Raw genomic sequence first — 11,043 nt, 5'->3', positions numbered from 1 at the left:
CGGAGGGGGGCGCCGATGTTCGCCGACTACGCGCTGGCCGCGGCGCTCGCGGGGACGCTGCCGGGGCTGGCGGCGTGGCTTGCCGCCCGGCGCTGGGGCCTCGCCGGGGTGCTGGGTGCGCTGGCGCTCTGCGCCGTGGTGGCGCTGGTCGGCTGGCCGCTGACGCGCGAGGTCCGCAGCGGCGACGCCCAGACCCGGCAGGCGGCGCTGATCTTCCTCGTCGCGGTGCCGGGCGTCGTGTCGCTGATCCTCGGCGCCGTCGCCGGGTTCTGGACCGCCCACCGCCGCCGGATCGGCTGAGGCGCCAGCTTTCCCCAAACCCTTTCTTTCCTGACCAAATATCCTCGGGGGGAGGGCGCCCGCACGGGCGCCCCGGGGGGCAGACAGCCCCCCGTGCCGACCCCGCCCGCCCGCGAGGCGCTTGTCACCGCGCGCCGCCTCGCCTACCCCCGGACCGAGAGCCAGTCCCCGCGAGGTCCCCCACCATGACCCTCCTCCCCACCCCGCGCGGCACGCTGACCGCCGACCGCCCGCTCGCCGACCTGACCTGGCTGCGCGTCGGTGGCCCGGCCGACTGGCTGTTCCAGCCTGCCGACCGCGACGACCTCGCCGCATTCCTCGCCGCGCTGCCCGCCGAGGTGCCGGTCTTCCCGATGGGCGTCGGCTCGAACCTCATCGTCCGCGACGGCGGCATCCGCGGCGTGGTGATCCGCCTCGGCCGCGGCTTCAACGACGTCACCATCGAGGGCGACCGCGTGATCGCCGGCGCCGCCGCCCTCGACGCCCATGTGGCGCGCCGCGCGGCCGAGGCGGGGCGCGACCTGACCTTCCTCAGGACCATCCCCGGCAGCATCGGCGGGGCGATCCGCATGAACGCGGGCTGCTATGGCAGCTACATCGCCGACCACCTGATCGAGGCCGAGGTCGTGGCCCGCGACGGTGCGGTGCTGACCCTCACCCCCGACGAGCTGCAGTTCGACTATCGCCACAGCCACCTGCCCGAGGGCTGGGTGCTGACCCGCGCCAGCTTCCGCGCGGAAGCAGGCGACCCCGCGGCGCTGGTCGCGCGGATGCAGGACCAGCTGGCCCGTCGCGACGCGACCCAGCCCACGCGCGACCGCAGCGCCGGCTCGACCTTCCGCAACCCGGCCGGGTTCAGCTCGACGGGGCGGGCCGATGACGTCCACGACCTCAAGGCGTGGAAGCTGATCGAAGAGGCGGGGCTGCGCGGCCACCGACTCGGCGGCGCGCAGATGAGCGAGAAGCACCCCAATTTCCTGATCAACACCGGCGACGCCTCGGCGGCGGAGCTTGAGGCGCTGGGCGAACTGGTGCGGGCGCGGGTCCGCGCGATGGCCGGGCTCGACCTCACGTGGGAGGTGATCCGCGTGGGCGAGCCGGCCTACTCGGACGCGCCTGCCGCCTGAGGCGCCGCGCGCTGGCGGGGCGGGGGGCGCAGGCTCGTGAGAGCGTCACCGACGACCCCCGGCCCTGAAGCCAACGCAAGCCCCACCCCGCCCCGCAGTCCCCGGGCGAGGGGCGACAATCTGCCTCTCACCCGCGCGTTGCGACGGAAAGACCCTTTTCCCGCGCACGGGCTTGTGAGTATCATGCCGGGCAAGGCCGACACCTCCGCGAAGGGGGCGCGGTCGGGGCAACGTCCCCGGAAAACCAGTCCCGGACAACCGGGCGAAAGGCAGATGTGGCGGGCAGGTCGAGCAGGACAGCCCACACCGTAGCGGTCCTGATGGGCGGCCCCTCGGCAGAGCACGAGGTGTCGCTGTCCACGGGGCGCGAATGCGCCAAGGCGCTGCGGGTGGCGGGATTTGAGGTGGTCGAGGTCACGCTCGGCCGCGGCGATGCGGCTGGCGCGTCGGTCGCCGGGATGGGCGACCGGGGCGGGGCCGAATTGGCCCGGCGGCTCTCCGAGCAGCGCCCGGACGTCGTCTTCAACGCGCTCCACGGCCGCTACGGCGAGGATGGCTGCGTGCAGGGGCTGCTCGAATGGTTCGGGCTGCCCTACACCCATTCCGGCGTGCTCGCCTCGGCCCTGGCGATGGACAAGACCCGCGCCAAGCACGCCTTCCGCGAGGCCGGGCTGCCGATCGTGGCCAGCGTCATCGCCGACCGCGAGGACGTGCGCGCCGGCCACGTCATGCCGCCCCCCTACGTGGTCAAGCCGAACGACGAAGGCTCGTCGGTCGGCGTCTATATCGTGCACGAGGGCGACCCGGCCCCGGCCCTCTCGGACGCCATGCCCGCGCGGGTGATGGTCGAGGCCTATGCCCCGGGGCGCGAGCTGACCACCACGGTCATGGGCGACCGGGCGCTGGCGGTGACCGAGATCGTCACCGACGGCTGGTACGACTACGACGCGAAATACGCCGAGGGCGGCTCGCGCCACGTCATCCCGGCGGCGATCCCGGCCGAGATCACCGCGGCCTGCCTCGACTACGCGCTGCGCGCGCACCGGGCGCTCGGCTGCCGCGGGCTGTCGCGCACCGACTTCCGCTGGGACGAGTCGCGCGGCGTGGACGGGCTGGTGCTGCTCGAGACGAACACCCAGCCGGGGATGACGCCGACCTCGCTCGCCCCCGAGCAGGCCGCCCATGCGGGCATCGCCTTCCCCGATCTGTGCCGCTGGATGGTGGAGGACGCGCTGTGCAGGGACTGACCCGCCCAGGACCGATGGGCGAGACTGCGGCCCGCCCGGCCCCCGCCCGGCGCGCCGGCGCCCGCCCCCAGCCCGCCCGCGCCCCGCGGCGTGAGCCGGGGCCGTCGCGGCTGGCCTATCGGCTCAACCGGATGTGGCTCACACCGCTCTACCGCCGGCTGCTGCGGGTCGGGCTGCCGGCGTTCCTGATCTGCATGATCGGCGGGCTCTATCTCGCCGACGACACCCGCCGGGCGAATCTCTCAGGCGGGCTCACCGCGATGGTCGAGAAGATCCAGTCGCGCGAGGCCTTCATGGTCCACCGGATGGAGATCGAGGGCGCCTCGCCCGCGGTCGACAAGGGGCTGCGCGCCATGCTGCCGGTGACGCTGCCGGCGTCGAGCTTCGACATCGACCTGCCGAAGCTCAGGATGCAGATCCAGATGCTCGACGCGGTCGAGCACGTCGACCTGCGCATCCAGCCGGGCGGCATCCTGTCGGCGGTGGTGACCGAGCGGACGCCCGTGGTCCTCTGGCGCCACGCGCGCGGGATCGAGCTTCTGGACAAGACCGGGCACCGCGTCGCCTCGGTCACCTCGCGCGACCTGCGCCGCGACCTGCCGGTGATCGCCGGTGAGGGGGCGGGGGCGCGGGCGCCCGAGGCCCTGGCGCTGATCGACGCCGCCGGGCCGATCCTGCCGCGGCTGCGCGGGCTCGAGCGGATGGGCGAGCGGCGCTGGGACGTCGTGCTCGACCGCGGGCAGCGGATCATGCTGCCGACCGAGAACCCGCTGCCCGCGCTCGAGGCGGCGCTGGCGATGGAGAAGGCCGACGGGCTTCTGTCCCGCGACGTGGTGGCGGTCGACCTGCGCGACCCGGCCCGCCCGGTGCTGCGAATGGGGCTGACGGCGCAGAACACGGTCCGTAAGGCGCTGGGGATGAACCCGCTCGGCCCCGACGGGGTCGAGATCGAGCCCGAGGAGGGCGCCCGCGTCGGCGCCGCGACTCCGGCGGGGACCAGCAAGGGCAAGGCCACGACGGCCAAGGCGCCGGCCAAGGGCAAGGCCACGAGCAAGGCGAAGGCCTCGGGCGGCAAGAGCGGCAAGGCGGCCGCCGCGCCGGCGCCGAAGGGGCGCGGCTGAGGAGAGGCGGCGGCCCCGGCACAAGGGGCCTCGCCGACGGCAGAGAGAGAACCGAGGGGCAGGGAGGAACAGGGATGCGCGATCTTTACGAAGCCCAGCGGGCGATGCGGCAGATGCGGCGGCAGGCGATGGCGCGCGGCGTCTTGGCCGTGCTCGACATCGGCACCTCGAAGATCACCTGCATCATCCTGCAGTTCGACGGCCCCGGCCAGTTCCGCGAGACCGACGGCGTCGGCCCGATGGCGGGGCAGTCCTCGTTCCGCGTCATCGGCCAGTTCACCACCCAGTCGCGCGGCGTCCGCTACGGCGAGATCGAGACGATGGCCGAGACCGAGCGCTGCGTCCGCCACGCCGTCTCGGCGGCGCAGAAACAGGCGGGCGTGCGGGTCGATCACGTCATCGCCACGCTGTCGGGCGGGCGCCCCTCCTCCTACGGGCTGGCGGGCGAGATCGCGCTCAAGTCCGGCAAGGTGACCGAGCCGGACGTGGGCGCCGCCATCGCCGCCTGCGACGCCCCCGATTTCGGCCGCAACCGCGAGGTGCTGCACGCCCAGCCGGTGAACTTCGCCGTGGACGCGCGCTCGGGCCTGCCGGACCCGCGCGACATCGTGGGCAACCGGCTGGCGGTCGACATGCACGTACTGACGCTGGACGGCTCGACGGCCTCGAACCTCGTCCACTGCATCCGCCGCTGCGACCTCGAGCTCGCGGGCGTGGGCTCGGCCGCCTATGCCGCCGGCCGCGCGGCGCTGGTCGAGGACGAGCAGGAACTCGGCGCCGCCTGCATCGACATGGGCGGCGGCGTCACCGGTGTGTCGCTGTTTCTCAAGAAGCACATGATCTTTGCCGATGCGGTGCGGATGGGCGGCGATCTGGTGACCCGCGACATCAGCCAGGGGCTGCGGGTGCCGATGGCGACGGCGGAATGGCTCAAGACCCGGCACGGCGGGCTCGAGGCCACGGGCCGCGACGACCGCGAGATGATCGACGTGACCAACGTGCCGGGGGCGGGCATGGCCGAGGACTGGAACGGCGAGCGCCGGTCCGTCAGCCGCGCCGACCTGATCGGGATCATGCGCCCGCGGGTCGAAGAGATCCTCGACGAGGTGCGGGGCGTGCTGGATGCCGCGGGCTTCGACCAGATGCCCTCGCGGCAGGTGGTGCTGACCGGGGGCGCAAGCCAGATCCCCGGGCTCGACACGCTGGCCGCGCGCATCCTCGGGCAGAACGTCCGGGTGGGGCGGCCGCTGCGCATCCACGGGCTCGCGCAGCAGCACACCGCGCCCTGCCACGCGGCGACGGTCGGCCTCGCGCTGCACGCGGCCAACCCGCAGGACGAATGGTGGGACTTCGAGATGCCGGTGGAACGGGGCGGGGTGACGGGGCTCAAGCGGGCCTATCGCTGGTTCCGCAACAACTGGTGACCGCAACCGGTGACCGCGCGGCGGCCCCGAACCACCACGGTTAGGGGTATCGGCAACATACCGCTGATTGGCCCCGCCGGGCACGGCATATTTTGTGGATATCTGCGGATTTCCCCATGACGCTTGGCGCGAATCTGGCTAGGCTGCACGGGGATACAGGGGATTCGACCGGGCGCCCAACGACCCGGCAACCAGAAACGGAAGGGCAGGCGGCGATGAATCTGAACCTGATGATGACCGACGACCAGGAGCTGCGTCCGCGCATCACCGTCTTCGGTGTCGGCGGCGCGGGCGGCAACGCGGTCAACAACATGATCGAGAAGCGGCTCGACGGGGTCGAGTTCGTGGTGGCCAACACCGACGCGCAGGCGCTGGCGCAAAGCCGCGCCGAAAGCCGCGTCCAGCTTGGGCCCAAGGTGACCGAGGGGCTGGGCGCCGGCGCCAAGCCGTCGATCGGCGCCAAGGCCGCCGAAGAGACCATCGAGGATATCGTCGACCACCTGATGGGCGCGCACATGTGCTTCATCACCGCCGGCATGGGCGGCGGCACCGGCACCGGCGCCGCCCCGATCATCGCCCAGGCCGCGCGCGAGATGGGCATCCTGACCGTCGGCGTGGTGACCAAGCCCTTCCAGTTCGAGGGCTCGAAGCGGATGCGGCAGGCCGACGAGGGCGTCGAGGCGCTGCAGAAGGTCGTGGACACGCTCATCATCATCCCGAACCAGAACCTGTTCCGGATCGCCAACGAAAAGACCACCTTCACCGAGGCCTTCGCCATGGCCGACGACGTCCTCTACCAGGGCGTCAAGGGCGTGACCGACCTGATGGTGCGGCCGGGCCTGATCAACCTCGACTTCGCCGACGTGCGCGCGGTGATGGACGAGATGGGCAAGGCGATGATGGGCACCGGCGAGGCGACCGGCGACAACCGCGCCGTCGAGGCGGCCGAAAAGGCCATTGCCAACCCGCTGCTGGACGAGATCAGCCTCAACGGCGCCAAGGGCGTGCTCATCAACATCACCGGCGGCCACGACCTCACGCTGTTCGAGATGGACGAGGCGGCCGAGAAGATCCGCGAGAAGGTCGACCCCGAGGCCAACATCATCGTCGGCTCGACGCTCGACCCCGAGCTCGAGGGCACGGTGCGGGTGTCGGTCGTGGCGACCGGCATCGACCTCGCCGCGGCAGCCGCCGCCGAGCCGCCGGCCCCGCGCCGCGGCCTGCGCGAGCCGCTGACCCAGCACCCGGCGGTGGCGCAGAAGCCCGCCGCGAGCGCCGACGAGGATGACGCGGTGCCCGCCCGCCGCACCCCGGTCATCGAGGCGCCGGTCGCCCGCGCCCCGCTGGACGAGGCGCTGCCCGAGCCGGCCTATCGCCCCGCCGAGCCCCGCCCCGAGCCGCGTTACGACGCGCTGCGCGAGGAGGAGCGCGCCGAGAGCCGCGCCGAGACCCGGCCCGAGCCGCGCATCGACCCGCGCAGCTACGACCGCCGCCTGAGCGACGACCCGAGCGGCTACACTGCGCCGGTGCGCCCGCAGGGTGGCCGCGGCCAGCCTTCGGCCGAAGCCGCCGCCCGGATCGAGCGCATCCGCGCCCGCGCCGACGAGTCGCCGCGCCGCCCCGCCGCGCCGCCGCCCGCCCCCGAGGCGCCGCGTGGCCCGGCCCGCATGGCCGGCCTCGGCCGGATGATGGAGCGTCTGGCCGGCCACCACGGCGAGCAGGAGCGTCCGCGCCCCGAGACCATCGCCGAGCGCGTCAGCGACCGTATGGCCCGCGCCCGTCAGGCCGAAACCGACTTCGACGACCTCGCCGCGCCCGACTCGGCCAAGGAGAACGTCGAGATCCCGGCCTTCCTGCGTCGCCAGGCGAACTGACGGCCGCCTCGCGCCCCGATCACGTCGGGGCGACCGGACCAGCCTTACGGGGGCCGCTGCGGCGGCCCCTTTCTCATGTTTGCCAAGGACTTGCGTCTTGGAGACCGCGCCGCGCCCGCCGCGGGCGGGGCGATGTTACAGACGGTCATAATTCGTTAATTGAGCCAGGGTCAGGGCCGACCTACCTCGGTTGCATCGGGGACCTTCCCCGCAAGAAACGTAGAACAGACGGACCCGAGACCATGCAGGCCACCCTCGCCACCCCAGCCCGATTTGCGGGCGTCGGCCTTCACACCGGCGCGCCCGTGCGGATGACCATGCATCCCGCGCCGGCCGGGCATGGCGTGGTGTTCCGCCGCACCGACCTCGGCGGCGCGCTGGTTCCGGCGTGCTGGGACGCGGTCGTGCCCTCGCAGCTCTGCACCCTGCTCGCGGGCGAGAACGGCGCCACCGTCTCCACCGTCGAGCATGTCATGGCGGCGCTGGCCGGGACCGGCATCCACAACGTGCTGATCGACATCGACGGCCCCGAGGCGCCGATCCTCGACGGTTCGGCCGCGCCCTTCGTGGCCGGGATCGTGGCGGCGGGCCTCGTCCAGTCGGACGCGCCGCTGCGCGCCATCCGGGTGCTGAAGCCGGTCGAGGTCCATGACGGCGCGGGCTTCGCCCGGCTGTCGCCCGCCGATCACCTGCAGATGGAGTTCGCGATCGACTTCGCCGATGCGGCCATCGGGCGTCAGGAAAAGACCCTCGACCTCGCCAACGGCGCGTTCCAGCGCGAGCTGATGGACAGCCGCACCTTCTGCCGGCAGTCGGACGTCGAGTCGATGAAGGCCCGCGGCCTTGCGCTGGGCGGGACCTATTTCAACGCCGTGGTGGTGGACGGCGACCGGGTGCTCTCGCCCGGCGGGATGCGCCACCGCGACGAGCCGGTGCGCCACAAGATGCTGGACGCGGTGGGCGACCTCGCGCTCGCCGGGGCCCCGCTGCTCGCGCGCTACACCGGCAACCGGGCCGGGCACGCGATGACCAACCGGCTGCTCAGGACGCTGTTCGCCACGCCCGACGCGTGGGAATGGGTGACCTGCAGCACCGACTGCGTGCAGCGCCTGCCCGGCGCGGGCGTAGTGCGGCCGCGCGTCGCCCCGGCCAAGCGCGACGCTGCGCGCGCGGTGATGGTGGCCTGAGCCTCGGCCAGCGGGTGCAGTCAGCGCCCGCTGCCCAGCGACGCCAACGCGCCGATCACCCCACCGATAACGCCTCTGGCACCGCCATCTTGCCCTTTTGCGCGCTCCGATGTTGTGTGCTAGGACGGCGAAGCCGCGCGGCCGGGCGGAGTCGCCTCGGCTGCCCGACAGACGGTACGAGCCCGCAGACGACCACCGCAGACGACGGACGGACAGGACGCAGATGACAGTCAGGAACTTGCGGCGCGTTGTCATGTCGGCGGTGGTGGTGGCGACGCTCGCGGCCTGCGGCGGCGGCGATCCGGGCGCGAACAAGCAGCCGCTGGACAATTTCACCGCCGAGCAGATCTACAAGCGCGGCGAATACGAGCTGGAAAACGGCAAGCGCCCCAAGGACGCGGTGCATTACTTCGCCGAGGTCGAGCGGCTCTACCCCTATTCCGACTGGGCCAAGCGCGCGCTCATCATGCAGGCCTTCGCCTATCACAAGGCGCGCCAGTATGACGAAGCCCGCGGCGCGGCGCAGCGGTTCATCGACAACTATCCCGGCGACGAGGATGCGGCCTACGCCAAGTATCTGCTCGCGCTCAGCTATTACGACCAGATCGACGAGGTCGGCCGCGATCAGGGCCTGACCTTCCAGGCGCTGCAGGCGCTGCGCGAGGTGATCGAGCAGTATCCCGACAGCGAATACGCGCGCTCGGCGGTGCTCAAGTTCGACCTGTCCTTCGACCATCTCGCCGGCAAGGAGATGGAGATCGGCCGCTACTACCTCAAGCGCGGCCACTACACCGCGGCGATCAACCGCTTCCGCGTGGTGGTCGAGGATTACCAGACCACGACCCACACGCCCGAGGCGCTGATGCGGCTGGTCGAATCCTACCTCGCGCTCGGCCTGACCAACGAGGCGCAGACGGCGGGGGCCATCCTCGGCCACAACTTCCAGTCCTCGCCCTATTACCAGGACGCCTATGCCCAGCTGCGCGGCCGTGGCCTGACCGCGACGCCGCAGGGCAATTCGTGGCTGACCAAGGTTTACCGCCAGGTGATCCAGGGCAAGTGGCTCTGACGCCCGGGAGGGCCGGCGATGCTGCGAAGCCTCGACATCCGCGACATGCTGCTGATCGACCGGCTGGCGCTCGACTTCGCGCCGGGGCTGAACGTGCTCACCGGCGAGACGGGGGCGGGCAAGTCGATCCTGCTCGACTGCCTGGGCTTCGTGCTGGGCTGGCGGGGCCGGGCGGAACTGGTGCGGCAGGGGGCGTCGCAGGGCGAGGTGACGGCGGTCTTTGACCTGCCGGCCGCGCATCCGGCCCGCGCGCTGCTGGCCGAGGCGGGGATCGAGGCGGGGGATGAGCTGATCCTGCGCCGGGTCAACGCCGCCGACGGGCGCAAGTCCGGCTGGGTCAACGACCGGCGGGTGTCGGGCGAGGTGCTGCGCAATCTTTCGGACGTGCTGGTCGAGCTGCACGGGCAGCACGACGACCGCGGGCTTCTGAACCCGCGCGGCCACCGCCAGCTTCTCGACGCCTTCGCCGGGATCGACCTTGCGCCCCTGCGCGCGGCCTGGGGCGCGCGGCGGCAGGCCCGCGCGGCGCTCGACGCGGCCGAGGAACAGCTCGAGGCCGCCCGGCGCGAAGAGGATTTCCTGCGCCACGCGGTGGCCGAGCTGGAAAAGCTCGACCCGCAGCCGGGCGAGGAGGCGACGCTCGACGTGGCCCGCCGGCAGATGCAGGCGGCCGAACGCATCCGCGGCGACGTGGCCCGCGCGCTCGCGCTGCTCGCGGGCGGCGGCGGTGAGCCGGGGGCCGAGGGCGCGATGGTCGAGGCGGTGCGCTGGCTCGAGGGTGCGTCCGGCAAGACCGGCGCCGAGGAGGGCACGCCCGACCCGCTCGAGGCGCCGCTGGCGGCGCTCGGCCGGGCGCTGATCGAGCTGGGCGAGGCGACCGGCGGGATCGAGGCCGCGCTCGAGGCGATGGAGTTCGACCCCGGCACGCTCGAGGCGACGGAAGAGCGGCTGTTCGCGGTGCGGGCGCTCGCGCGCAAGCACGACGTGCTGCCCGACGACCTGGCCACGCTGGCGGGCGAGCTGTCGGCGCGGCTGGCTGCGCTCGACGCGGGCGAGGCGCGGATGGGTGAGCTGACCCGGGCGCTGGCCGCGGCGGGGGCGGCCTATGAGGCGGCGGCGGCCGAGGTGTCGGCGGCGCGGGCCGAGGCGGCGGGGCGGCTCGATGCCGCGATGGCGGCCGAGCTGGCGCCGCTGAAGATGGAGCGGGCGGTGTTCGAGACCCGGCTGTCGCCCGGCGAACCCGGCCCCGAGGGGCAGGACACGGTGGCCTTCACCGTCGCCACCAACCCCGGCGCGCCGGCGGGACCGCTCGACCGCATTGCTTCGGGCGGCGAGCTATCGCGGTTCCTCTTGGCGCTCAAGGTGGTGCTGGCGCAGGGCGCCGACCCGCTGGTGATGATCTTCGACGAGATCGACCGCGGCGTGGGCGGGGCCACGGCGGATGCCGTGGGCCGGCGGCTGGCGCGGCTGGCCGAGGGGGCGCAGGTGCTGGTCGTCACCCATTCGCCGCAGGTGGCGGCGCGGGGCGAGCGGCATTTCCGCGTCGCCAAGTCGGTCGAGGACGGCGCCACGACCTCGCGCGTCGAGCCGCTGTCGGCCGGCGCGCGGGTCGAGGAGCTGGCGCGGATGCTCGCGGGCGAAGAGGTCACCCCGGCCGCCCGCGCCGCGGCCGAGGCCCTGCTGGCCTGAGCCGC

General features: G+C 73.1%; 9 protein-coding genes. All 9 read left to right on the top strand.

The annotated features are described in order from the left end of the window. The first annotated feature begins 15 nt into the window (after positions 1-15). The 9 genes from BLW17_RS03170 to recN all read left to right on the top strand — a co-directional run bounded on the left by BLW17_RS03170 (position 16) and on the right by recN (position 11,038). On the top strand, positions 16-300 hold the full coding sequence (locus BLW17_RS03170) for a hypothetical protein (RefSeq protein ID WP_036701897.1): 285 nt from the start codon (positions 16-18) through the stop codon (positions 298-300). Between the two features lie 185 nt (positions 301-485). After that, positions 486-1,427, top strand: coding sequence for a UDP-N-acetylmuramate dehydrogenase (murB, locus tag BLW17_RS03165; protein WP_036736661.1), 942 nt, complete (start codon positions 486-488; stop codon positions 1,425-1,427). 320 nt (positions 1,428-1,747) lie between these two features. Beyond that, positions 1,748-2,674, top strand: a complete 927-nt coding sequence (locus BLW17_RS03160; RefSeq protein ID WP_036736665.1) for a D-alanine--D-alanine ligase — start codon at positions 1,748-1,750, stop codon at positions 2,672-2,674. Positions 2,675-2,688: 14 nt separating this feature from the next. Then, positions 2,689-3,795 carry a cell division protein FtsQ/DivIB gene (locus BLW17_RS03155; protein ID WP_211656923.1) on the top strand — a complete coding sequence of 369 codons (1,107 nt, stop codon included), beginning with the start codon at positions 2,689-2,691 and terminating at the stop codon, positions 3,793-3,795. 74 nt (positions 3,796-3,869) lie between these two features. Continuing rightward, complete coding sequence (ftsA, locus tag BLW17_RS03150; RefSeq protein ID WP_036732164.1) at positions 3,870-5,219, top strand: cell division protein FtsA; 1,350 nt, start codon at positions 3,870-3,872, stop codon at positions 5,217-5,219. Positions 5,220-5,434: 215 nt separating this feature from the next. After that, the gene (gene ftsZ / locus BLW17_RS03145) at positions 5,435-7,093 is read left to right on the top strand and encodes a cell division protein FtsZ (protein ID WP_036732166.1); all 1,659 of its coding nucleotides are present in this window, start codon (positions 5,435-5,437) and stop codon (positions 7,091-7,093) included. Positions 7,094-7,335: 242 nt separating this feature from the next. Continuing rightward, positions 7,336-8,280, top strand: coding sequence for a UDP-3-O-acyl-N-acetylglucosamine deacetylase (gene lpxC / locus BLW17_RS03140; RefSeq protein ID WP_036732169.1), 945 nt, complete (start codon positions 7,336-7,338; stop codon positions 8,278-8,280). A 223-nt stretch (positions 8,281-8,503) separates the two neighbouring features. Then, a complete protein-coding gene (locus tag BLW17_RS03135) occupies positions 8,504-9,349 on the top strand; it encodes an outer membrane protein assembly factor BamD (protein WP_036700503.1) in 846 nt (281 codons plus the stop codon). A gap of 18 nt (positions 9,350-9,367) precedes the next feature. After that, positions 9,368-11,038 (top strand): DNA repair protein RecN, encoded by a 1,671-nt coding sequence (gene recN, locus BLW17_RS03130; RefSeq protein ID WP_036732172.1) that lies wholly within the window; start codon positions 9,368-9,370, stop codon positions 11,036-11,038. The last annotated feature ends 5 nt before the right edge of the window (positions 11,039-11,043 follow it).

This window comes from Paracoccus sanguinis, assembly GCF_900106665.1.
GTDB classification, from domain to species: Bacteria; Pseudomonadota; Alphaproteobacteria; order Rhodobacterales; family Rhodobacteraceae; genus Paracoccus; species Paracoccus panacisoli.
Note: the sequence above shows the minus strand (reverse complement) of the source record. Positions and strands in the feature narration are given on the sequence as shown.

Excerpts from the sequence above, each read along its gene's own strand:
- BLW17_RS03170 (WP_036701897.1), top strand. The coding sequence starts at position 16 with ATGTTCGCCGACTACGCGCTGGCCGCGGCGCTCGCGGGGACGCTGCCG.
- murB (WP_036736661.1), top strand. The coding sequence starts at position 486 with ATGACCCTCCTCCCCACCCCGCGCGGCACGCTGACCGCCGACCGCCCG.
- BLW17_RS03160 (WP_036736665.1), top strand. The coding sequence starts at position 1,748 with ATGGGCGGCCCCTCGGCAGAGCACGAGGTGTCGCTGTCCACGGGGCGC.
- BLW17_RS03155 (WP_211656923.1), top strand. The coding sequence starts at position 2,689 with ATGGGCGAGACTGCGGCCCGCCCGGCCCCCGCCCGGCGCGCCGGCGCC.
- ftsA (WP_036732164.1), top strand. The coding sequence starts at position 3,870 with ATGCGCGATCTTTACGAAGCCCAGCGGGCGATGCGGCAGATGCGGCGG.
- ftsZ (WP_036732166.1), top strand. The coding sequence starts at position 5,435 with ATGAATCTGAACCTGATGATGACCGACGACCAGGAGCTGCGTCCGCGC.
- lpxC (WP_036732169.1), top strand. The coding sequence starts at position 7,336 with ATGCAGGCCACCCTCGCCACCCCAGCCCGATTTGCGGGCGTCGGCCTT.
- BLW17_RS03135 (WP_036700503.1), top strand. The coding sequence starts at position 8,504 with ATGACAGTCAGGAACTTGCGGCGCGTTGTCATGTCGGCGGTGGTGGTG.
- recN (WP_036732172.1), top strand. The coding sequence starts at position 9,368 with ATGCTGCGAAGCCTCGACATCCGCGACATGCTGCTGATCGACCGGCTG.